The sequence below is a fragment of the Bacillus marasmi genome (assembly GCF_902168435.1).
Classification (GTDB): domain Bacteria; phylum Bacillota; class Bacilli; order Bacillales; family Cytobacillaceae; genus Bacillus_BU; species Bacillus_BU marasmi.
In genome coordinates, this window is the sequence record NZ_LR656164.1 from 1 (window position 1) to 22,930 (window position 22,930).

The window sequence follows — 22,930 nt, forward strand, 5'->3', positions numbered from 1 at the left end:
TGGAATTCCCTAAAGATATGGTCCATATGCATCCGAATCAAATTTTGTGTCTCTGTTCGTTCCTCTACTAATTCACGACGGGCACGTGTTAGCTTTTGTAAAGTAAGAACATTACCAGAAGCTAATTTATTCGATGTCCCCCGCCCATGAATCATAGATTGAACAATCGCCATTAAATCTAAATTATCGGTTTTCGACCAGTTTAATAGAGCTTGTCTTTCCTGGGCAGTTGTCGCTGCATTCAAAGTCCTCACATGATAGCCATCAGAATGGCATCGTCTAACAAGATCCTCGTAATAATGTCCAGTGGTTTCAATTCCCACCACTACTTCTTTAAGTCCATTTTTCGCCTTTTCGGACCGAATAATCTTATTAAGATATTCGAAACCTGTCATGGACGCATCAAATTCAAATGGTTTTACTAATATGTCTCCATAAAAAGTACAAATCATTGCTTTTTGTGTATACTTTGCGGCATCGATTGCCACTAACATTAGATTCTCCGTCCCTGTCTCTCTTACAAACTCTGCCCATCGACTTCCTTTTTTACCTTGTATGTGGTTAAATATTGAATATGCCATCGTTTTCATCTCCTTGGAAGGGTAGTAATATTGGAAGTTCTGTGATAGGTTCTTCCATTTTACAATGAAAACGGTGGCCTTTTTCTATTTATTTGACCTATTTACTATACTAGGCACTTATTTCATTTTTTCGTACAGGTTTTGTACTCCGTATAGTAGGTAGGCCTTATAGTGCAGGTAGATGAAGAATTGCCAATGATTAATCCGATTTAGACTGATGATTTTCAGTTTTTTTAGAATATCAATGAAAAGAAATGCAAACAGTCCATCTGCAATCACATTTAGAAATACAAACTTTTTGAAGTTTCCGTATGAATATTTTAGGATCCACATCGATATAGGCATGTAAGGACCCACGCTAAAGGGAAGTTCATCTTTCATAAATGACTTACGCTTATCGTAAAACTTCCACCAATTCCGCTTATGACCATATAAATGGTTTAGAATCTCAAATATTACAATAAAAACTCCAGAGACAGAATAGCGTTTTACATGTCTTTTTCCGATAAATATCAGTGAGAGCCAAGGGATTAATATGATTGAAAGGTTAAACCAAAAATGTCTCTTTGTAATCATGTGCTTTTTCACCTCATACAACTTTTTCCTCCTAATAAATGTTTCCAATTAAATGAAATACCATACCCTCATATTTATATAGATTCCCTCGAAGCATTCGGAGAGTGATAGCCGATTGAGACTGCATGGTATTTTTGAAAGATTGAAGCAGTTTTTTGGAATTGCTCTTTATTAATGCATTTTATGATAATCAAAAAATCAATATAGTTTTTATACCTTTCATTTCCTCGTTTTTTTCTCCTAAATGATTTATCAATGACAAATCCCAAAGATGCACCAAGAAAAAAACCAAATAGACCAGTAGCGATTGGACCGATTATGAGATTAGCACCCCAAATAATTCCAAAAAGTGCCCCGACAACAGACCAAACAGCCATTCCATCGAGGATGCTAAATCCATCTGAATACATGATGGTATCCAATACCTGTGCATTACGTTCATTATTTTTCATTTCGATCGTGACAATTCTCTCTTCATTAATACCAGAATCTTTAATTTCTTGAATTGCCATTTCCAAAAATTTGGAGCTTTGATATCCAGCGATAATATGCATGATTTAGCCTTTCAGAAAGATTATTGGTAAGTACATTATTTCCAATTAATTGGAAATTATAATACTAAAAAGGAGTAGTATCATTGAATAAACCGCTGAAGGTCCAAATAACGAAACCGAGATTTTCAAAAATGTATATGGGTATATGGGGTGTTAATCACTTATACAGAAATAACCCTTTGGTTGCAGCTTGGTGGTCTGCTGCGTTACCTGGATTTGGACATATGTCGATGGGGATGTATTTAAAAGGGGCCATATTTTTAACCGGAGAAATCCTAATGAATTTTTTTGGGAAAATTAATCTTGCACTATTTTATACATTTAATTTGCAATGGGACAAAGTTCATGAAGTTATCAACTATGATTATGCTTTAGTATATGCATCGATTTGGGTATATTCGATTTGGGACAGCTATCGGCTAGCGGTGGAAGTAAACAAACTTGAGTGGCTGGAATCAAAACAAAACGTCCGTCATTTTGAACATGATGTAATTCGATCCATAGATATGAACTTCCTTGATAAAAGGAATCCGTGGGTGGGCTTAGCTTGGTCATGCGCATTTACAGGTTTGGGGCACGTATATTGCCATAAGCTTTTGTTTGGTTTCATCTTAACAAGTTGGGCTTTTATCATTTCACTAAATACGCATTTACCCACAATAATTATCTATACGTTTATTGGTCAGGTTGAAAATATTCCACAATTAGTTAATTATCAATGGCTATTATTTTTTCCATCTGTCTATTTATTTGGTGTTTATCATGGATACAACTCTGTTATCGTTCATAATCAAGTTTTTAAAGAGGAACAAGCATATTTCCTTCGGGTGAACTTTGGAAGTAATAAATTGGATATCATCTAAAAACGATAAATTATTTCATTAAAAAGCTGCCCATATCATTTGATTTGGGCAGCTAAGCTTCACCATAAAAATCTCATCAATTAAATGAATAGTAATAAGCTTAAAGCCATGACGGCCATGCCGCCGACCAAGCCGTAGATGGAAGTGTGGGCTTCATCGTATTTCTTGGCAGCTGGTAATAACTCATCTAGGGAGATGAACACCATAATCCCTGCAACACCGGCAAAAATAATACCGAACAAAGTGTCAGTTAAGAATGGCATCAACACCAAATATGCTAGTAAGGCACCAATCGGTTCTGATAAGCCTGACAAGAATGACAACTTAAATGCTTTTTTCTTACTTTTCGTTGCAAAATAAACCGGAACAGATACGGCAATTCCCTCTGGAATATTGTGGATGGCGATTGCAAACGCAATCGCTATTCCGAGGCCTGGATCTTGAATTGCTGACGCAAAAGTGGCGATGCCTTCCGGAAAATTGTGAATGCCAATGGCTAGCGCTGTAAAGGTTCCCATTTTCAAAAGGTCTGGACTACTAGCGTTATTTCCATTTAATGGTGCATTCATTTCCTCTATCTTTTTCACCTCATGCGGATTTCCTTGTTTTGGGATGAATTTATCGATTAATGCAATCAGAAGCATTCCCCCAAAAAAGCTAATCACTGTTACCCAATTTCCGGGTACTTCCCCTAAATCGGCTACAAGTGCTACCTTTGCCTTGAAGAAAATTTCAATCATTGATACGTAAATCATCACTCCAGCAGAAAACCCTAGTGCCAAAGATAGGAATTTTGTATTGGTATGGGATGTGAAAAAAGCTAAAACACTTCCAATGCCAGTGGCTAGACCTGCTAAAAGGGTTAACCATAATGCAAATAAGACATTATCCACCTTTTTCCCCTCACATTCATGAATTAATTCTAAATGGTATTCCATTTTTTTAAGCCAATTTGGTATTTGTATAACATATGCATGAGCTAACAAATGTTGCACGTGTTCAACATTTTAATTTCGCGCCAACAGTTTAAATTTAGGTGATAACATGCACCTAAATAAAAAAGTTTCCTTAGGCAAACTTTTTGAGATTCATCCAACATTATCATATTTTTAAACAAAAAGGAAGTAATTAGAATTGATTACTTTAATCTTCCGTGCAAATTTCTCAAATATTTGGAAGTAGAGAATATTAATACCTTTACTGTGAAAAATAAGAAAAATAAAAAACTAGGGGGAGTTGAGGAAGGATTAACAATTCCTATCAAATTTCGATTTTCCAAATTATTCTTCTCATCATTACTGCCGTAGGGTTAAAAAATCATGTTTTTGCGATTCCTCCGTTAATTCAAACTGCCAAAAAGGATTCTTGGTTGAGTGTGATACTGGCACTTTTGATTACGCTAATTTGGATTTTGATTATTTTGGCTATCCATAAAAAGACAAATAGGGAAAATATATTTCAGTGGTTATTGAGTCGAAGTAATAAATGGATTGTCTACACTTTGATTGCGATGCTTGTTTTTAGCCTCATGCTAATGGCGGTGGCAGCATTACGCGAAACAGTTACTTGGGTGAATATTTCCTTACTTCCCGAGACTCCGAGAATTGTAACTGCGTTTTCATTAGGGCTTGTTTGCTTTCTAATGGCAAACACAAATCTTAAATCTATCTGTATTACGAATCAATTTTTATTGTTCTTCGTTGTTATACTTGGTTTTTTTGTGGCCATCGTTAATATGCAATATAAAGATTACTCTTTATTAAAGCCGATGTTTGAACACGGCTATGAACCCATATTTAAAGGGAGTATTTTTCCGTTATCTGGATTTTCGGAGCTGTTTTTGCTGCTGTTAATCCAAGATAAGATAAAAGAAAAATTCAGCTATAAGCAATTCGCCATCACAGCAATATTATTAACAAGTTTAACAATTGGTCCGTTAATAGGGGCCATTATTGAGTTTAGCCAAGGTGAAGCGGAGAAGCTGCGGTTTCCGGCCTATGAAGAGTGGGAGCTTGTATCGATTGGACATTTTATTGAACATATTTTCTTCTTCGTTATTTATCAATGGCTTACTGGGGCATATATTCGGATTAGCTTTGTGTTTTTCTTAATTAGAGAACTATTATCCATAAATAACAACAAATACAGTAAATATTATTATTATGCAGTTTTTATCATAGTTGAAGTACTTACCCTCTATCCATTGAGTGACTTTTTGTATTCTAAGATTCTATTTTACGTGCTATTGCCTTACACAGCTTACTTTTTGCTAGGATTTTCATGTTTATTATTCCTAGTCATCACAATTGCAGCCAGAAAAGATAGGAGGATAAATCATGAGGCTTAAAGGTTTGTTTGGGAAAAATAACGAAAAAAACAGTGCACCACCGCAGCCTAAGACTGTTAGTAGTTCAGATGAAGAACCTTTAAGTGCGAAGCTGCTAAAGAAAGTCTTTGAAAAAAATTCCGATGTTCAACAGTCCCTATTTAAGTTCAATGGACATCAAGTCGTATTAATCTATTGTGCGGGTTTAGTAAATACAGACTTACTATTTAACACGATTCCTCGATTAATTGAAAAATATTTTACTAATCTAAATGAGGAACCTTCAGAAGAAAGGATTCTTGAAAATCTTAATTTGCCTTCACTGGCTACGATTGATAATAAAGTAGATGCAATTTCGGATGTTTTTGCAGGGAAATTACTTATCGATTTCGGCCTGCCCGGAACACTTATTACTGCAGACATTTCGAAACGACCGCAGCGATCGCCAGAAGATACAAAGGCTGAATCAACCATTCTTGGACCTCGCGATGATTTTATCGAAGATATTAATGTGAATATTTCATTGATTAGAAAGCGCCTTAGAACGACTTCGCTCGTCTTCGATGAATTTTCCATTGGCGAAAGGTCACAGACGAAAGTTTTACTCCTTTATATGGACGATATTGTTAATCAAGATACATTAACTCAGATTACTAATAAGCTTAATGGTATTTCTGTGGATAGTCTCACTAGTGGAACTCAATTAGAGGAATTAATAAATGACAATCCTTATGGGATATTTCCAAGGCATAAGTATACTGGAAAACCAGATTTTGCGGTTCAGAATCTTGTCAGTGGAAGGTTTGTCATATTAATCGATGGAGTGGCGACAGCATATATCACGCCAATAAATTTTCATCTTTTATTTAAAAGTAGTGAAGATCGCGAAATCTCATATATTTTTGCCTCGCTTGAACGATTTTTGCGAGTGTCTGGTTTAGTTGTTTCGACCGTTTTGCCAGGAATATGGATTGCGCTAACTACCTTTCATCAAGATCAATTGCCTTTAACATTATTAGCGACGATTGTTGAAACAAGGCGGGGTGTTCCTTTCCCTGCACCTTTAGAAGCCTTTGGAATGTTGCTTTTGTTTGATTTATTTCGAGAAGCTGGCGTTCGATTACCGATGGCAATTGGGCAAATATTGAGTGTTGTAGGAGGGCTAATTATTGGAGATGCTGCAATTCGGTCTGGATTAACGAGTCCTTCCATGTTAGTAATTATTGCCTTGTCAACCGTTTCAACCTTTACTTTAATCGATCAATCTCTAATTGGTACGATTTCTGTTATCCGGTTTATTACTATTATAATGGCATCCATCATGGGCTTTTTCGGTGTGTTAATTTCCTTTTACTTACTGTTGAGTTATTTAGGAACCATTCAAGTTTTTGGTGTCTCTTATTTAGATGGGCTGAATGAATTTAATAAGGGGACCTTCTTAAAAACCTTTTTCAGATTACCTGGCTCCGAAATGAAGAGCAGACCAGAGGATTTAAATTTGAAAGATGTGACGAGAAAGGATGGTGCTCATAATAAGAAATAAAACTAGAAGAAGGATAGCACTTGCCATCATGATTTCACTAGTAGTTCAACTCACTGGTTGTTGGGATTCTAACGAGCCTGATCGAATGGCGTACGCACAAGGTTTGGGAATTGACTATAAAGATGGAAAGTATATAGTATATCTTCAATTGATGAATCTCAGCTTATTGGCCAAATCAGAATCCGGAGCAGGTACCGGCGAACAAATTCATACGCAAATTGGACATGAGGCCGGGTATTCCGTCGAAGATGCAATCTACAATTTATATAAATCAACGCAAAGGCGAATTCATTGGGGACATCTCACTTATATATTTTTAACAAAATCAGCAATTCATCATAATGGCCTAAAAGATGCAACCGATATTATCGATCGTTATTTTGAAACACATTATCAGATGTGGATTTACTGTACAGATGAGCCATTATCAAAAATCATGAATGTCGACCCACCCATCAATATGTCAACCTACTTGTCACGTTTAAGTGACCCCGATGCAGCTTTTAGTCAGTATTCTTATATTCAAACACCGGACTTGAGGGAGGTCATCATTTCAAATTATGAACCACCACATGAAATGGTTATTCCAATGGCGGGGACTAACGATTCTACATGGAAGGGTGATGAAAAAAAACGAAAAATTGGCTATATTAAAGGGATTGCAGTTATTGATAACAATTCCTATAAAGGTACGATATTGAATGACGATGCCAATGGTTATCGATGGATGCAGAAGAAATTTGAGCGTTCTGGTTTAAGCTTGAAAATAAAAGACAAGGTGACGATTGGACTGATGGTAAGTAAACGGAAGGTTAAGGTCGAACCAATTATTACTAATGGTCGTGTCCAATTCGATATTAAATTAAAATTAAAGGCCTCTTTATCGAAACTGGAAGAAAATATTTCTGTTGGGCAAATCAGTTCCAAGGCTAAAAAGGTGATAAAACAAGAAATCATCGATACTTACACAAAAGGACTAGAGAATGGCGTAGATGTTTACCGTCTATCAAATGTGCTCTATAAGGATCATTATTCGGTTTGGAAAGATATAGAGTCACATGGGAGGATTCCAATAAACAAAGATTCTATCAGGAAGATAGAAGTAGAACTGTTAATTAGTGATGGTGGTAAACAACGAAAGATTCCTACATTAGGAAATTAGTTGAGGGATAAGTGATAAAAACAGACTCCTTTAAGTTAAGAAGGAGTCTGTTTTTCATCATGGCTTTCCTTCATAGCTTATATTTCTTGATTTTTGCATAAAGCCAGGGTCTGCTGATTCCGAGGAGGTGGCTGGCCTTTGTCTTGTTTCCGTTAGCTTCTTTTAATGCTGAGATGATCATTTCCTTTTCGTTGGAATAAAGTCTTTCTTTATAGGATTTTGCAGAAGAATCGGTTGCTTTTAGGGGCAATCCGGTTGTGTTTAGGTCTTTGGTGGCTCCTTTAAAGGTAGGAATATCCTCTTCCTCAATATAGTCACCAGTTTTTAGATTCGCAGCTCTTTCAAGTACATTTTGCAGCTCCCGCACATTACCTGGCCATGAATGTCTCAGCATTTTTGTCAAAGCGGAATGGGTTACTCCCTTGATGTAAAAACCGCTCTGTTTTAGACGGTCAATGATTGCTTGGATGATCTCTGGCAGGTCCTCTAATCTTTCGCGTAATGGAGGAATATTTAGGCGAATGATGTTTAATCGATAATACAAATCTTCCCTAAATCTACCGTCTTCTACCATTTTTTCAATATTTTGATTGGTGGCGGCAATAACTTTTGAGTTTATATGAACAGTCTTTGCGCTTCCTATTGGCTGGAATTCCCGTTCCTGTAGCACGCGTAACAGTTTTGCTTGGAGCGAGAGCGACATTTCGCCGATTTCATCAAGAAAAATCGTCCCGTTTTGGGCAAGCTCAAATTTCCCTTTCATTCCACCTTTTTTGGCACCGGTAAACGCCCCATCACTATAGCCAAAAAACTCTGATTCTAGCAATTCTGCCGGAATAGCGGCGCAATTGACTTGAATAAATGGTCCCATTTGTCCGGATGCAGCATGTATACCTTGTGCAAATAATTCTTTTCCGGTTCCGCTTTCGCCCGTAATCAACACGGTGGACATGCTTCTCGATGCTAACGTAGCTTCATGCTTTACTTTTTTAATAGCTGCAGATTCCCCGGCAATATCAAATAATGTGTATTTCGTTCCTTTCATTTCATTAAATTTATTTTGATAATCTGATAACTGTTTTTCGAGTTTTTTCACCTTTGTCAACGCCTCATGTAGGTGCGTTAATCCACGATAGGTCACCTTGCAAATTGCGCCAATCGTTTCTTCTTTTTCTTTAATTGGAAAAATAGAAATGAGTGATTGCTGCCCGTTAATTAGCTGGGGAGTATTGCGAATGCTCACACCACTTTTAACTACATGTTCGATATCGAGATTTGGAAATAATTTCGTGCAAGACTGATTCAATACTTCTTCACTGGAAACACCAAAAAGATTAGTAAAACCTTTATTGACCATTGTGATTTCCGATTTGTTGTTTACTAGAATAATCGCATCATAGGCAAGTTCAATAACAGAGCGGAGTTCTTGTTTCCAATTAAAAAAAATATTATAGGAGCTCAGTAATTGTTGAGTAGAAATTAAGCCAACTGGCTGCAATTCGCGATTAACAACCGGCGCATGTCCAATATTATGTTTTAATAGCAGGCGACGCGTTTCTACTATTTCATCATTAGGATGGATATAAATTGGATTAGGGTGAAAGTATCGTTCTATTGTCGTTTCAAAGGAAGGCATTTCAGCTAGTATCTTAAAAAGTTTATTTTTTGTAATGATACCTATTAATTTATTGGCACTATCTACGACTGGAAGGATGTTGGAGGTTGTTTGCGTAAACATGGTGAGTGTTTCTTTGATGGTTTGATTTTTGCTACAGCACATAAACTTTGTTGTCATCGCTTCTGATACGAGCAAATTGATCCACTTCCTTTCAAACGCATTGTCGTCAAGAGTTTTTGAGGCGTTAACAACAGTTGTAAATAATTCAGACAGTTTACAATATTCTGTAAATTAATCTTAACATATTTTCAGCTAAATCGCTTTATTTTCATAGACAAAATAAATGGCACAGTACTTGCATTGTATTAGGGCAATTGCATAAAAGGGGGAGGAGTCGTTGAATTATCATCATTTAGCCATTGAAGAAGAGATTACATTGTTTAAGAAATCGCTAGAAACCTTTGCGAAAAAGGAAATTGAACCATTTTACAACCAGTGGGAACAGGATGGGATACTCCCAAAAGTGTTGTGGAAAAAGCTTGGGAGTGCCGGTTTCCTTTGTGTAGATATTCCTGAGCAATATGGTGGATTAGGAGCAACATTGCCGTTTTCCGCCTGTGTCATAGAAGTGTTTAGCAAGCTTGGCTACAATTCGATCGCAACAAATATTGCTGTGCACTCCAATATTGTAGCTCACTACATTCTTAATTCTGGTACAGAGGCTCAAAAAATTCGCTATTTACCGAAAATGGCTTCGGGAGAATCCATAGGGGCTATCGCCATGACTGAGCCTGGAGCAGGAAGTGATTTGCAGGGAATCAAAACAACGGCAAAAAAGAATCCTGATACTGGTGACTATATCATCAATGGTTCGAAAACCTTTATTACGAATGGTCAGCATTTAGATTTTGCTGTTGTTGCAGCCAAAACAAATATGGCTGTTTCAGCTTCTAAAGGAACGACTCTGTTTATTATTGAAGCAAATACTGAAGGATTTATGAAAGGGAAAAATTTAAACAAAAGTGGTCTCCATTCTGCCGACACTTCCGAGTTATTTTTCGATAGTGTAGTTGTCCCCCCTAGCCAAATTCTTGGAGAGGTTGACGGTGGATTTATATCGTTAATGAAGGAATTGCCTCGGGAGCGGATGACTCTTGCGGTTGGAGCATGTGCAGCAATGGAAGGGGCATTGGAAATCACAATTAAATATCTCCATGAACGAGAGGCCTTTGGCAAAGCGCTTAGTAAGCTTCAAGTGATTCGCCATAAAATGGCTGAAATGACAACCGAGGCAAAAATCAATCGTGCCTTCACCAATCAATGTTTAGCGCAGTTAGCGAATAATGAACTGAGTGCTGCCGATGCAAGCATCGCTAAATTATCGACAACTGAAGCGCAAGGCCGGGTCGTCGATGGCTGTTTGCAGCTTTTTGGTGGATATGGGTATATGGAGGAGTATCCGATTTCACGTATTTATGTGGATGCTAGAGTTCAGCGAATATATGGCGGAACATCAGAAATCATGAAGGAAATTATCAGTAAAGATGTGCTAGGAAAGTAAATTCGTAGTGATAGTTTAAGAGAGACGCTCATAGAATGATGATTGGCTGGAAAAATGGGTGAGCGTACTTGTCGCCATGAGTTCAAAACATGGTGAGAAATTTGAGGAAGTGAACTCATGAAGAGTCTATGAGTTTAAATGGTGGTAAGAAATTCAGGGAAATGAACTCATGAAGGGTCTATGAGTTCAAAACAAGGTGAGAAAATCGAGGAAATGAACTCATGAAGGGTCTATGAGTTCAAAAGGTAGTGAGAAATTCGAGGAAGTGAACTCATGAAGGGTCTATGAGTTCAAAACAAGGTAAGAAACTCGAGGAAGTGAACTCATGGAGGGTCTATGAGTTCAAATGGTGGTAAGAAATTCAGGGAAGTGAACTCATGAAGGGTCTATGAGTTCAAAAGGTAGTGAGAAAATCGAGGAAGTGAACTCATGAAGGTGTTATGAGTTCAAAACAAGGCGAGAATTTTGTGGAAGTGAACTCATGGAGGGTCTATGAGTTCAAAACAAGGTGAGAAAATCGAGGAAGTGAACTCATGGAGGGTCTATGAGTTCATAACAAGGTGAGAAAATCGAGGAAATGAACTCATGAAGGTGTTATGAGTTCAAAACAAGGCGAGAAATTTGTGGAAGTGAACTCATGGAGGGTCTATGAGTGCAAAACAAGGTGAGAAAATCGAGGAAGTGAACTCATGAAGGGTCTATGAGATCAAAACAAGGTGAGAAATTTGAGGAAGTGAACTCATGAAGGGGTTATGAGTTCAAAACATGGTGTGAAATTCGTGGGAATGAACTCATAAGTCCAAAACTCAGCGCGAACCATTCCAAAATGTCCGTATGAAGCATTCATAAGGCCAAAACACAGCACAAACGAGTCAAAAGTGTCTGTATAAAAGTTCTATCCAAAAAAATCAAATGCCAAGGAGGATGAATCATGCCAAATCATGCAAACGTCATTGGGGTTAACATGGTTAAATTTGAAAAACCAGGTAAAAACGAGCCTTACGAAATCATGGCTGCAAATGCCATCAATGGAGCCTTAAAAGATGCGGGAATTCCATATACTGCTATTGAACAAGCCTATGCCAGTTATGTTTATGGCGATTCGACCTGTGGACAAACCGCGCTCTATAAGGTGGGCATGACGGGAATACCAATTATTAATGTTAACAACAACTGTTCGTCGGGCTCTACTGCTTTATTTTTAGCAAGACAAGCAGTGGAATCAGGGGAAGCGGATTGTGTGCTAGCGTTTGGATTTGAAGAAATGAAGCCAGGGGCGTTAGGCGAGAATTGGGTAGATCGCACCTCGCCATTCCAGTGGATCAATGACCGCTTTTTGCAATTGGATGGAAAATTACCAGAAGGTCCTATTGCCTTGAAGGTATTTGGGGCTGCGGGATTAGAATATCTAGAAAAATCAGGAGCGAATCATGATATTTTCGGCAAGGTCGCAGTAAAGTCTAGAAAACATGCTGTTCATAATCCGTATTCTTTGTTTACAAATGAGATGGATTTGGCCGATGTCATGAACGCACCAACAGTATATCCTGGGCTGACAAGATTGATGGCTTGCCCACCAACCTGTGGTGCTGCGGCTGTCATTGTTTGCAGTGATCGTTTTGCCAAAAAGCATAACATCAACAAAACCGTAAAAATTATTGCCCAAGCAATGGCAACGGATCAACCAGATAGCCACGAGGATTACCTCCACTTAGTTGGTTATGGTATGACGGAGAGAGCTGCAAAACAAGCGTATGACATGGCTGGCTTCGGACCTGAAGAAATTGATGTCATAGAGCTTCATGATTGCTTTACTCCAAATGAGGTCATCACATATGAAGGATTGGGACTATGTGGTGAAGGGGAAGCCGAGACCTTGATTAATAATCAGGACAACACGTATGGTGGAAAGTATGTAATCAATCCTTCTGGAGGATTAATGTCCAAAGGTCACCCGCTTGGGGCAACCGGTTTGGCGCAAGCGACTGAGCTCGTCTGGCATTTACGTGGCGATGCGGGGAGCCGCCAAGTGGAAGGGGCAAGGACGGCCTTGCAACACAACTTAGGTCTGGGTGGAGCATGTGTCGTTACGGTTTATCAAAAGGGCTAATTACTTTCCTGAAAAATCAAACTATAGCCTTGCTCCATTGAAGCTAATGGATCACGAACCAAAAAAATCTAAGGAGTGAATAATCATGCTAAACAACCTATCTAGTAAACTTGGACTCGAATTTGCACCCTATAGCTTTAGCGTTGAGCGGGGGAAAATTAAGGAGTTCGCACAAGCAATTGGTGATGACAATAACATTTATCATAACGTCGAGGCGGCAAGAGCAGCTGGATTTAGGGATATACCGATTACCCCAACCTTCGCAACTGTCATTGATATGTGGGCGGGTCCAAATTTTGAGCAATTGATGGAGACACTTGAAGTCAACCCATTAAAGGTCCTTCATGGAGAAATGCAATACACATATTTAGGTGATATTTGCGCAGGTGATACAATCTCCTGTACTAGTAAAGTGACAGAAGTGACTGAAAAAAGAAAAATGAATTTCTTTACGATAGAAACAGAATACAAAAATCAGGATGATAAATTAGTGTTGATTTCAAAATCCCTCATTATTGAAAGACCTTAAAACTATCAATCTTTTTAAAAAAGGAGCGAAATAATGAAAATATTACAATCGTTAGAAAAACCAGCCATTACCCATAGTCAATTAGTCCGTTATGCGGGGGCATCAGGTGATTTTAATCCCATTCATACTGTTGTCCCTGTCGCAAAGCAAGCAGGCCTAGGTGACGTAATTTCGCATGGGATGCTAGTGATGGGGTTTGCCGGTCAAGCACTGACGCAATGGTTTCCTCGCGCCGATTTAAGAGACTTCAAGGTTCGTTTTGTCAATATGACGCATCCTGGTGAAAAGCTGACAGTAACTGGTCAAATTACAGATGAAATAGAGCGTGATGGTGAATCTAGATGGTTAGGCGAGCTTACTGTAAAAAGTGCTGACCAAATAAAGCTATCGGGACAATTTGAAGTTGCTAAGGTTGTCAAATAACGAAACGAAATGAGGGGATGTTGTGAAACTATTAAACAATCAAGTAGCCATCATCACTGGATCTGGACGTGGTGTGGGACGGGCACTTGCTGAAATGATGGTTGAGCATGGTGCAAAGGTCGTCATTTCTGATAAAGATCACGATGTAGCTGAGGAGACCTTGCAAGCCATCAAAGAAAAAGGTGGAGATGCGATTACGGTAGTGGGCGATGTGACCGCAGTTGAATTCCCACAAAAGATCATCAACGAAACTATTTCCGCTTTTGGAAAAATTGATATTTTAGTCAATAATGCTGGTTTCACCTGGGATAGCCTCATTCATAAAATGACCGACGAGCAATTTCAAAAAATGCTTGATATACATTTGATTGCACCATTTCGATTGATCCGTGAAGCCGCTCCATACATTCGTGATGCGGGTAAGGCGGATATTGAGGCTGGTCGAGTCAATTATCGCAAAATCGTAAACGTTTCATCTGTTGCTGGAGTGATGGGGAATGTTGGACAAGCGAACTATGCCTCTGCAAAGGCTGGATTAATTGGTTTAACGAAAACAGTGGCCAAGGAATGGGCCGGCTTCAATGTCAATTGTAATGCCGTTGCTTTTGGAATGATTGATACACGATTGACTCAATCGAAGGAAAAAGGTGAATCGGTTGATGGTGTAGCAGTAGGGATTCCCGAAAAGGTGAGGAAAATGTTTGAGCAATCGATTCCACAAAAGCGGGCGGGTACGATTGCCGAGGCAGCAGGAGGGATTTTTTATCTCGCTTCGCCTTTATCAAATTATGTAAACGGCCAAGTGCTAAATATAAATGGAGGAATGTACACTTAATTATTTTAAAAGATGGATCATTTAAATGAATAAGGGGGAGATTTTATGTTAATTCCAAAGGGGCTTCTTCATGCAGCACGTACTTTTCCGGAAAAAGTAGCAATGATTGATGGAGACAAAAGCTTTACGTATTCTCAATTTGCTTCAAGAACAGCAAAATTAAAGAACTCGCTTGCTCGTCTTGGTGTGAAAAAGGGGGACCGTGTTGCTGCCCTCTTGCTAAATGAATATCGTTATTTGGAAATCATGTATGGAACAACGGCTTTAGGTGGAATCATCGTTCCGTTAAATACAAGATTAAGTGCGGATGAAATCTCCTTTATATTAAATGATGCCGAAGTCGAAGTTTTGTACATTCATCCTGAATTTATAACGCATTTATCTGAGATTAAACAAAAAGTGAAAGGCTTGCGCCATGTGATTTTAGTGGAGGATGAAGCAAACTGGAGTATGAAGGTTCAAGAAGGCTTTCTTCACTATGAAGAGCTGCTGAACGAGCAGCCTGATCATAAGCTATCATTTGGAGAAATTAATGAAGAGGATGTAGCCGGTCTGTATTATACAGGCGGAACAACCGGTCGCTCTAAAGGTGTTATGCTGACTCATAAAAATATTGTGAATAACGCTTATCATAGTATGTTATATTATAGCGTTCTTAAGGAAGATGATATTTACCTTCATGCAGCACCGATGTTTCACTTGGCAGATGGGGCAGCAACTTTCTCCATCACATTATTAGGTGCAACTCATACCTTCGTACGCTCGTTTACCCCACAAGGAGTATTGGAGGTTATAAAAGCAACAAAGGTGACTTCATCTCTGCTTGTCCCAACCATGATTAACCTTCTCCTCAATATGCCAGAATTTGATAAACCACATACTAATTCGTTGAGGACCATCATTTATGGGGCATCACCTATGTCTGTGAGCGTCCTCCAAAAAGGCTTGGAAAAACTTGAAAATGTTCAATTTTGGCAAGCGTACGGTATGACGGAGGCGGCACCAATTCTAACCCTTCTGCATGGGAAGGATCATATCCTCGATGGTAGTGAAGTGAAAATTAAGCGACTAGCAGCAGCTGGACGTCCTGTTCCAGGAGTTGAAATGAAGGTGGTCACTCCTGACGGCACGGAAGCTGCGGTTGGAGAGGTCGGACAATTCGTTGCCAAGGGTCCAAATATTATGAAGGGCTATTGGAATCTGCCAGAGGAAACGGCAAATGCCCTCCGCGATGGCTGGTATTACACGGGTGATTTGGGCTATCGGGACAAGGATTACTATTTTTATTGTGTCGATAGGGCAAAGGATATGATTATTACTGGTGGTGAAAACGTTTATTCTGTGGAAGTGGAACAAATAATCAGTCAGCTACCTGAAGTATTGGAGTGTGCAGTGGTCGGTATCCCGGATGAAAAATGGGGTGAGTCGATTAGGGCTGTCGTTGCTTTGAAAAAATCAAACAGTCTCTCTGTAGAAGAAATTATTTCTTTCTGCAGACAAAAGCTTGCAAACTATAAAGTTCCCAAATCAGTTGAATTTGTAAGTGAGCTTCCAAAAAGCGGTGCCGGAAAAATCCTAAAACGTAATCTCCGCGAAAAATACTGGCAAGAAGAGGGACGGAGAGTTAACTAAGCAATTGAAAATTTGTAAATGAAGTTCCAGAAACGGCATCTTCCAATTTTTGTGGAAAGGTGCCGTTTCATATTCTTTAACTATTGTCCAGATGGTGTGAATAGGGTCTAATCGTTACTCTATATCGTAAAATCTTCAGCTAGATGGTGTGAATAGGGTCTAATCGTTACTCTATATCGTAAAATCTTCATCTAGATGGTGTGAATAGTAACTAATCGTTACTCTATATCGTAAAAACTTCAGCTAGATGGTGTGAAAAGCAACTAAACGTTACTCTATATCGTAAAATCTTCAGCTAGATGGTGTGAATAGGGTCTAATCATTACTCTATATCGTGAAATTGTCATCTAGATGGTGAGAATAGCATCTAATCATTACTCTATATCGTAAAATCTTCAGTTAGATGGTGTGAATAGGGTCTAATCATTACTCTAAACCGTAAAATCTTCAGCTAGATGGTGTGAATAGCATCTAATCATTACTCTATATCGTGAAATTGTCATCTAGATGGTGTGAATAGCATCTAATCATTACTCTATATCGTAAAATCTTCAGTTAGATGGTGTGAATAGCAACTAATCATTACTCTATTTCGTGAAACCTTCAATTAGATGGTCAGAATAACAAAACTCCAATTACTGGGTGCCACCTCTATTTTCCCTGACAAAAATCAACCAAAGCTTCCACCAACAAATCTACCTCTTGAATACTATTCATATATGAAAAGCTGACCCGCAAAGCGCTATCAGCTAGCTCACGAGTTAAACCAAGTGATTCTAGCATCGATGGACCACGCGATCGATTCCCTTTGCAGGCCGCCGCACTTGAAATGAAAATATCCCTCGTGCTAAGGTACTCAACAACTTCTCGATTAGGTATTCCAGGCAATGAAAAATTGACAATATGCGGTGCACCAAATTTGCTCGAATTAATGACCACATCCGGAATTCCTGCCAACAAAGCCTTAATGCAATAATCCCGAAGCTTCAACATATGAAGTTGGTCTTCAAATCGATTTTCGAACGTCAACCGTACTGCCTCGCCAAAACCAGCTATTAAAGGTGTGCTCTCCGTCCCGGAACGCAAACCGTTTTCCTGACCACCGCCAAGATTAAGCGAGAACATATTTACACCGTTTCTTACGTAAAGCGCACCAATGCCCTTTGGTCCGTGAATTTTATGTGCACTTATGCTGATTAAGTCAGCGCCAATACTTGCAGCTGTGAAATCCATTTTTCCATATCCTTGTACTGCATCACAATGCAGGAGAGCAGGAGAATTTTTTCGAGCAATGATCTGCTTTATTTTTTCAATTGGAAAAATACATCCTAGCTCATTATTGACGAGCATTGCACTGACTAGCACTGTTCGTTCGTTAATGGCAGCATCTAATTCCTCTAGGTCAAGCTCACCACGTGGAGCAGAAACATACTCAACCTCCCAGCCTTGCCGTTTTAAATCGCGAATCGTCTTAATAACTGCCGGGTGTTCGGCAACAGTAGTGACGATGCGGTTGCCACGCTTCGAATTCGCGAGGCAAGCTCCTTTGATGGCCAGGTTGTCAGATTCAGTTCCGCCTGAGGTGAAATATATTTCATCATTTTTAACAGAGAGAGATTTTGCAATCAACTGTCGCGCAAGCTCAATCATGCTTCGGCTCTCTTGACCAAGACGATGGTAGGACGACGGGTTTCCATAAACCTCCGTTAGTATTTTTACGATTTTAGTTGTTACTTCCAGATATGGTTTTGTTGTTGCGCTATTATCTAAGTAGATTTCCGCCATCCTGTTACCTTCTTCCTTTTCAACATACCATTTCTAAATCTGTTATTATCCATAAATATCTTAGCAATTAAAAGCGGATTTTGTAAAATTAACAGTTAAATTGGAAATAACTAGTTCGTTTAAATTGACAGAAAATTCAATTATAATTAAAGGGATACATCTTACTTGTAAAAGGAGGAGAAATCTTGTCAGATAAAATTCCATCAACCATATCAACTCAATTGGAACTTCCGGTTATTAGTGCTCCGATGTTCCTAGTTTCTAGTCCGGAAATGGTCATCGCAGGCTGTAAGGCTGGTATTATTGGCTCCTTCCCATTGGCAAACGCCCGAACCGAAGCGGATTTAGAGGCTTGGATGTCTCGAATAACAAGTGCGCTTGATGAAGCAAAGCGTTTAGAGCCACATCGGAAAATTGCACCATGGGCAGTGAATCTAGTAGTTCATCGAACAAACAAACGATATCAGCAAGATATTAAATTTATTGAAAAGTACCAGCCTCCCATTGTCATCACATCTCTTGGTGATCCAAGTCAGGTGGTTGAAATCGTACATAGTTATGGCGGACTCGTCTTTTCGGATGTCGTCAATCTAGTTCACGCAAAGAAGGCTGCTGAAAAAGGTACAGATGGGTTAATTCTTGTATGTACCGGTGCTGGCGGACACGCTGGATCATTAAATCCATTTGCTTTTATTAGCGCGGTAAAGGAATTTTGGAATGGGATTACAATTCTTTCTGGTGGGATTTCTAATGGACAAGATATTGCGGCAGCTCAGCTGCTTGGGGCAGATTTAGTATATATGGGAACGAGATTCATTGCAGTCGAGGAGAGCTTGGCTAGTGATGCTTACCGTCAAATGCTGGTTGAATCTACGATGGAAGATGTGCTTTACACCGATGCTTTTAGTGGAATTGGGGCAAATTACCTTTTGCCAAGTATTGAGAGAGCTGGTCTAAATCCGCAAAATTTAATCAAAAAGGATTCATTCGACTGGTCAAATTATAAAAGCGAAAACGGTCCAAAGCCATGGAAGGATATTTGGTCAGCTGGACAAGGGGTCGGAGCGATAAAAAGAATTGAAACAGTTGCAGAAGTAGTTGAAAAACTTAAGGAAGATTATGCAATTGCTGCAAGAACTGCAAATAACGCTTAATAATCTAAAAAGGACAGGTATCTCCACTTGTGTGAGGTACCTGTCTTTATTATTTATTAGTATCCAACTTCCACTGAGGCAACGACAATGTACATTAAGTCGTTTTTGTCACCCTTTTCCTCGATGACAATTCCGCTTGTTGTTAGCATCCCGCCATCCATTACTTCAACAGTCACTTGACCGTAGGGTAAGGCTGCTTTTACTGTTTCGATATTAAGGTTTTCCTTTTCACAGGGAACCGCAAGCTTTACATTGACCTTCATATTCTCGAGGCTGTTTCCTGGCAGGACTGAACGGATGCCTGGCATAGAATTAAAATGAATTGCATTTTTGATCGCGCGTACTGCCGCCTTTGTGATGTTTTGACCATGTACGTCGATGCCCATCCCTGTTTCAATAAACATGATTTTTTCCATAAATGCGTCACTATCCTTTCCGAATGCTTATCCTCTTTATTGTAGCCTGTTTTTGTTGATTTTTGGTAATGTATTAGAATTTTTTTACCTAACATACACTCTTCTTAACAAGAAGAAGAGGAGAGATAAAATGAATGCGCAAATGCAAAAAGCAAACCTACTTGCTGATAATATACAGGAATTTATTCGGTATGTTCCAAGGCTTGAGAGGCTGCGAAATACCTTGGATATTAATCGAGATAAGCTATATCAAATCAAGCTCTATATTGAGGAATTTAAGTTTCAAATTTTAGCAGATGAACTCCACCGTATAAATCGCTTTGAATGGGATGAAAAATATACCTATTATCTAGTTGGTCAGTTTGTAAAGGGCATCGACATTATTGATGAGTATGTACATTACAATGAAAGTGAGCTTTTCTTCATTACCGCAAGACTCCACACCTTAAAGAACCTCTGTTCATTATTTCAAAATCAAGATGTTGTGAATGATTGATGCCGTTTTTGAATGCCACAACAGCTTTTATGGGAATATTAAATCGAATCAATAAAACGTATTCATTTTTCCAAATGAAAGAGGTGTTCCGAATGAAAAAGTTGGAAGTGAGTCAAGAAGCTGCCGAGTGGTATATCTCTGAGATGAATCTTAAAAAGGGGGATTATGTTCAGTTTGTTGTAAAAATATACGGTGGAATCCCGACGGCTCATCGTGATTATTATTTAGCAATTTCTCTAGGAAAGGAGGGAAATGTTGCTATTAAAGACGAGGTGGAAGGAATCACTTTTTATTTCAGTGATCAGGATGAATGGTTTTTGGAAAATCATGATTTGCTCATCATTAAGAAAAAAGATGAGGTCGAATACATCTTTACATAAAACCTACAATCAGCAATAGGTAATACCTCCTTCTTGCATAAAAAATGGTTGTTAACAAATGCTATTCATGATTGTTTTCAATTAAAAAGGAGGAGAAGATTACCTTGCATAATCAAAAGCATCTAAGAAAAATTTTCCGCCATACACTAATCGTTCTGTTTATGATCGGTCTTTCCGTCACTGGAACACATGAGGCTAATGCACAGGTTCAACAGGTACCGACTGCAAAACTTGCGGTTAATGGTAAAGCCGTGAATGGTATTAATCCGATTAAAATTGATGGAGTTTATTATTTACCATTAATTCCACTTGCAAAAGCTTTAGGATACAACTATATAAAATTTGAAGAAAAGACATTAACCTATCAAATCACTGATGGTTCTACCATTATTAGAACGACGATGGGCGGAACGAAAGCGAAGAAAGGGAATGAGTACGTAAACATAAAACCGCCACGTTGGATACATAAGACGGCTTACGTATCTCTGCATGGAGGCGGCGCGCTGTTTAACGCATATATTACTTTTCAGCCAAGCAATGGCTCCATTCAAGTTCAAAAACCTGCACAAAAGTACATCGCTCATACCGGCGATAGTTTATACAATATTTCTCGACTCCATCACGTCACCATACCTGAGTTAAAAGCTGCCAATAAACTAACTTCAGATATTGTGAAGGATGGTCAAGAATTTGTGATTCCACCTCGTGATCAGGCGAAAGAAATGGAGCCTGCGAAGGAGCATAAGCCGGTTAAAAATACCAATCATATGACGGTTGCCACTCAGAGACAAAAAGTTTTAAATCAGGCAAAACTTTATATTGGTGCAGCATATAAATTTGGTGCAACTCTAGCAGAGGCTCCAAAATATTTTGACTGTTCTTCTTATACTCAACTTGTTTTTGGAAAAAACGGCATTACACTTCCTCGCGTTTCTAGAGATCAAGCTAGCCGTGGGACTACTGTTTCACAGTTGGAAGCTGGAGACTTAATGTTCTTTACGCAAAAGGATTTATACTCTGATGGACGTGTCGGTCATGTTGGGATCTATATGGGGGATGGAAGCATGATACACGCATCTACTTCAAAAGGAGTAACCATCACAAAAAATGTCCTACAAAATCCTTACTGGAAGCAAAATTATCTCTATTCAAAAAGAGTTATTTTTTAAAATATTTAAAGCTGTCATAGTCGACAGCTTTTCTTTTTGTAAGAAAATTTGTAAAATGGAAGGTATCCACGACGTACAATGTCAAAAAATCTGATATGATGGTAAAAAAGGGGGAAAAGGTTTATGGAAAATAAAACAAAAATATTAGACTGTACCATTCGCGATGGTGGTTTAGTTAATAACTGGGATTTCAGTATTGAGTTTGTACAAGACTTATACAACGGCTTAAATGAAGCTGGTGTAGAATATATGGAAATTGGTTACAAAAATTCTGCGAAACTCCTTAATGCTACTGAGCCCAATCCTTGGAGATTCCTCGATGATGATTTCCTTAAAGAAGTAATTCCGGTAAAAAAGAAAACGAAGCTTTCAGCACTAGTTGATATTGGTCGTGTAGACCCAGAAGACATTCTTCCAAGAGAGCAAAGTGTACTAGATATGATTCGTGTAGCTTGCTACATTCGTGAAGTGGACAAGGGGTTAGAGCTCGTGCAAATGTTCCATGATTTAGGCTATGAGACTACCCTTAATATTATGGCGCTTTCCAGTGCACCAGAACGTCAGCTTATTGATGCGTTCGAAATGATTAAAGAAAGCCCAGTTGATGTTGTTTACATCGTTGACTCTTTTGGTAGCTTAGATCCTCAGGATATCGCTCATCAAGTAAAGAAATTCCGCGAAATGCTTCCAAACAAGCGTCTTGGAGTTCATACTCATAACAACATGCAGCTTGCATTTGCTAATACCATTTCTGCAATGAAAAATGGCGTAGAATTCCTTGATGCATCTGTTTATGGAATGGGACGTGCTGCTGGGAACTGTAACACCGAGCTTCTTGTAAGCTACATACCAAAAACAAGCTATGAGCTAAAACCAGTACTAGGTGTTATTGAAAAACATATGCTAGAAATGCGCGAAAAATGGGAGTGGGGCTACATCATTCCTTACATGATTTCTGGTGTATTAAACGAACATCCACGTGTGGCTATGGCTTACCGTAACAGCCCTGAGCGTGACGAATTCGTAAACTTTTATGATAAAGTAACATCACCTGAAGTATCTGTAGCACGTGCAAAATAAAAGGAACAATATCCAAAGGCATCCTTCCTCAATTGATGAAGGGTGCCTTTTTGTCTACCTTGACAATCTTTCAAATGTTGCAAACCAACAATATGAGATTGTCGACACTACAGTAAAGCTGAAATAACGCTAAGCCC

General features: G+C 38.8%; 22 protein-coding genes. 15 read left to right on the forward strand and 7 right to left on the reverse strand.

The window, feature by feature from the left end; translation table 11 throughout:
• The 3 genes from FXW34_RS00005 to FXW34_RS00015 form a co-directional block, all read right to left on the reverse strand.
• Positions 1–581 (reverse strand): IS110 family transposase (locus FXW34_RS00005; protein WP_147531619.1); only part of this gene is annotated, 581 nt, incomplete at its 3' end.
• A gap of 117 nt (positions 582–698) precedes the next feature.
• A complete protein-coding gene (locus FXW34_RS00010; protein WP_147531621.1) occupies positions 699–1,157 on the reverse strand; it encodes a hypothetical protein in 459 nt (152 codons plus the stop codon).
• Positions 1,158–1,231: 74 nt separating this feature from the next.
• On the reverse strand, positions 1,232–1,711 hold the full coding sequence (locus tag FXW34_RS00015) for a hypothetical protein (protein WP_147531623.1): 480 nt from the start codon (positions 1,709–1,711) through the stop codon (positions 1,232–1,234).
• An 83-nt stretch (positions 1,712–1,794) separates the two neighbouring features.
• Between FXW34_RS00015 and FXW34_RS00020 the strand changes: the two genes are divergently transcribed.
• Positions 1,795–2,574, forward strand: a complete 780-nt coding sequence (locus FXW34_RS00020) for a hypothetical protein (protein WP_147531625.1) — start codon at positions 1,795–1,797, stop codon at positions 2,572–2,574.
• A gap of 80 nt (positions 2,575–2,654) precedes the next feature.
• Here the strand turns inward: FXW34_RS00020 and zupT are convergent, their stop codons facing one another.
• On the reverse strand, positions 2,655–3,467 hold the full coding sequence (gene zupT, locus FXW34_RS00025) for a zinc transporter ZupT (protein ID WP_246140779.1): 813 nt from the start codon (positions 3,465–3,467) through the stop codon (positions 2,655–2,657).
• 377 nt (positions 3,468–3,844) lie between these two features.
• On the opposite strand from zupT, the gene FXW34_RS00030 reads away from it, so the two are divergent.
• The 3 genes from FXW34_RS00030 to FXW34_RS00040 are packed head-to-tail and all read left to right on the forward strand — an operon-like array spanning position 3,845 to position 7,605.
• A complete protein-coding gene (locus FXW34_RS00030; RefSeq protein ID WP_281292915.1) occupies positions 3,845–4,921 on the forward strand; it encodes an endospore germination permease in 1,077 nt (358 codons plus the stop codon).
• A complete protein-coding gene (locus FXW34_RS00035; RefSeq protein ID WP_147531631.1) occupies positions 4,911–6,443 on the forward strand; it encodes a spore germination protein in 1,533 nt (510 codons plus the stop codon). Before FXW34_RS00030 ends, FXW34_RS00035 begins: the two co-directional genes overlap by 11 nt.
• A complete protein-coding gene (locus FXW34_RS00040) occupies positions 6,424–7,605 on the forward strand; it encodes a Ger(x)C family spore germination protein (RefSeq protein ID WP_187118786.1) in 1,182 nt (393 codons plus the stop codon). The genes FXW34_RS00035 and FXW34_RS00040 overlap by 20 nt, the downstream gene beginning before the upstream one ends.
• A gap of 70 nt (positions 7,606–7,675) precedes the next feature.
• Here FXW34_RS00040 and FXW34_RS00045 read toward each other — a convergent pair whose 3' ends face one another.
• The gene (locus tag FXW34_RS00045) at positions 7,676–9,418 is read right to left on the reverse strand and encodes a sigma-54-dependent Fis family transcriptional regulator (protein ID WP_147531635.1); all 1,743 of its coding nucleotides are present in this window, start codon (positions 9,416–9,418) and stop codon (positions 7,676–7,678) included.
• A 202-nt stretch (positions 9,419–9,620) separates the two neighbouring features.
• On the opposite strand from FXW34_RS00045, the gene FXW34_RS00050 reads away from it, so the two are divergent.
• The 6 genes from FXW34_RS00050 to FXW34_RS00075 all read left to right on the forward strand — a co-directional run bounded on the left by FXW34_RS00050 (position 9,621) and on the right by FXW34_RS00075 (position 16,313).
• Positions 9,621–10,784 (forward strand): acyl-CoA dehydrogenase family protein, encoded by a 1,164-nt coding sequence (locus tag FXW34_RS00050; protein ID WP_222705299.1) that lies wholly within the window; start codon positions 9,621–9,623, stop codon positions 10,782–10,784.
• 931 nt (positions 10,785–11,715) lie between these two features.
• Positions 11,716–12,894, forward strand: coding sequence for a lipid-transfer protein (locus FXW34_RS00055; RefSeq protein WP_147531638.1), 1,179 nt, complete (start codon positions 11,716–11,718; stop codon positions 12,892–12,894).
• Positions 12,895–12,979: 85 nt separating this feature from the next.
• Positions 12,980–13,423, forward strand: a complete 444-nt coding sequence (locus FXW34_RS00060) for a MaoC family dehydratase N-terminal domain-containing protein (protein ID WP_147531640.1) — start codon at positions 12,980–12,982, stop codon at positions 13,421–13,423.
• A 33-nt stretch (positions 13,424–13,456) separates the two neighbouring features.
• Positions 13,457–13,846, forward strand: coding sequence for a MaoC/PaaZ C-terminal domain-containing protein (locus FXW34_RS00065; RefSeq protein WP_147531642.1), 390 nt, complete (start codon positions 13,457–13,459; stop codon positions 13,844–13,846).
• A 22-nt stretch (positions 13,847–13,868) separates the two neighbouring features.
• Positions 13,869–14,681, forward strand: a complete 813-nt coding sequence (locus tag FXW34_RS00070; protein ID WP_147531645.1) for an SDR family NAD(P)-dependent oxidoreductase — start codon at positions 13,869–13,871, stop codon at positions 14,679–14,681.
• Between the two features lie 45 nt (positions 14,682–14,726).
• Entirely contained in the window at positions 14,727–16,313 is a 1,587-nt protein-coding gene (locus tag FXW34_RS00075) for a long-chain-fatty-acid--CoA ligase (protein WP_147531647.1), read from the forward strand.
• Between the two features lie 651 nt (positions 16,314–16,964).
• Here FXW34_RS00075 and FXW34_RS00080 read toward each other — a convergent pair.
• Complete coding sequence (locus FXW34_RS00080; RefSeq protein ID WP_147531649.1) at positions 16,965–18,098, reverse strand: cysteine desulfurase family protein; 1,134 nt, start codon at positions 18,096–18,098, stop codon at positions 16,965–16,967.
• Positions 18,099–18,283: 185 nt separating this feature from the next.
• Here FXW34_RS00080 and FXW34_RS00085 point away from each other — a divergent pair, with 185 nt between their 5' ends.
• Positions 18,284–19,252, forward strand: coding sequence for an NAD(P)H-dependent flavin oxidoreductase (locus tag FXW34_RS00085; RefSeq protein ID WP_147531651.1), 969 nt, complete (start codon positions 18,284–18,286; stop codon positions 19,250–19,252).
• 56 nt (positions 19,253–19,308) lie between these two features.
• Here the strand turns inward: FXW34_RS00085 and FXW34_RS00090 are convergent, their stop codons facing one another.
• Positions 19,309–19,668 (reverse strand): Lin0512 family protein, encoded by a 360-nt coding sequence (locus FXW34_RS00090; RefSeq protein WP_147531653.1) that lies wholly within the window; start codon positions 19,666–19,668, stop codon positions 19,309–19,311.
• Between the two features lie 130 nt (positions 19,669–19,798).
• Between FXW34_RS00090 and FXW34_RS00095 the strand changes: the two genes are divergently transcribed.
• The 4 genes from FXW34_RS00095 (at position 19,799) to FXW34_RS00110 (ending at position 22,793) form a co-directional block, all read left to right on the forward strand.
• Positions 19,799–20,164 carry a hypothetical protein gene (locus FXW34_RS00095; protein ID WP_147531655.1) on the forward strand — a complete coding sequence of 122 codons (366 nt, stop codon included), beginning with the start codon at positions 19,799–19,801 and terminating at the stop codon, positions 20,162–20,164.
• A gap of 92 nt (positions 20,165–20,256) precedes the next feature.
• A complete protein-coding gene (locus tag FXW34_RS00100; RefSeq protein WP_147531658.1) occupies positions 20,257–20,544 on the forward strand; it encodes a HesB/YadR/YfhF family protein in 288 nt (95 codons plus the stop codon).
• A gap of 104 nt (positions 20,545–20,648) precedes the next feature.
• On the forward strand, positions 20,649–21,713 hold the full coding sequence (locus FXW34_RS00105; protein ID WP_246140782.1) for a C40 family peptidase: 1,065 nt from the start codon (positions 20,649–20,651) through the stop codon (positions 21,711–21,713).
• Between the two features lie 123 nt (positions 21,714–21,836).
• The gene (locus tag FXW34_RS00110) at positions 21,837–22,793 is read left to right on the forward strand and encodes an aldolase catalytic domain-containing protein (RefSeq protein ID WP_147531660.1); all 957 of its coding nucleotides are present in this window, start codon (positions 21,837–21,839) and stop codon (positions 22,791–22,793) included.
• Positions 22,794–22,930: the final 137 nt, after the last annotated feature.

Bases quoted from the DNA above. Each gene is read 5' to 3' on its own strand.
- FXW34_RS00015 (WP_147531623.1), bottom strand. From the start codon at position 1,711: ATGCATATTATCGCTGGATATCAAAGCTCCAAATTTTTGGAAATGGCA.
- FXW34_RS00080 (WP_147531649.1), bottom strand. From the start codon at position 18,098: ATGGCGGAAATCTACTTAGATAATAGCGCAACAACAAAACCATATCTG.
- FXW34_RS00095 (WP_147531655.1), top strand. From the start codon at position 19,799: ATGAATGCGCAAATGCAAAAAGCAAACCTACTTGCTGATAATATACAG.
- FXW34_RS00035 (WP_147531631.1), top strand. From the start codon at position 4,911: ATGAGGCTTAAAGGTTTGTTTGGGAAAAATAACGAAAAAAACAGTGCA.
- FXW34_RS00065 (WP_147531642.1), top strand. From the start codon at position 13,457: ATGAAAATATTACAATCGTTAGAAAAACCAGCCATTACCCATAGTCAA.
- FXW34_RS00055 (WP_147531638.1), top strand. From the start codon at position 11,716: ATGCCAAATCATGCAAACGTCATTGGGGTTAACATGGTTAAATTTGAA.
- FXW34_RS00075 (WP_147531647.1), top strand. From the start codon at position 14,727: ATGTTAATTCCAAAGGGGCTTCTTCATGCAGCACGTACTTTTCCGGAA.
- FXW34_RS00090 (WP_147531653.1), bottom strand. From the start codon at position 19,668: ATGGAAAAAATCATGTTTATTGAAACAGGGATGGGCATCGACGTACAT.
- FXW34_RS00100 (WP_147531658.1), top strand. From the start codon at position 20,257: ATGAAAAAGTTGGAAGTGAGTCAAGAAGCTGCCGAGTGGTATATCTCT.
- FXW34_RS00010 (WP_147531621.1), bottom strand. From the start codon at position 1,157: ATGATTACAAAGAGACATTTTTGGTTTAACCTTTCAATCATATTAATC.
- FXW34_RS00110 (WP_147531660.1), top strand. From the start codon at position 21,837: ATGGAAAATAAAACAAAAATATTAGACTGTACCATTCGCGATGGTGGT.
- FXW34_RS00060 (WP_147531640.1), top strand. From the start codon at position 12,980: ATGCTAAACAACCTATCTAGTAAACTTGGACTCGAATTTGCACCCTAT.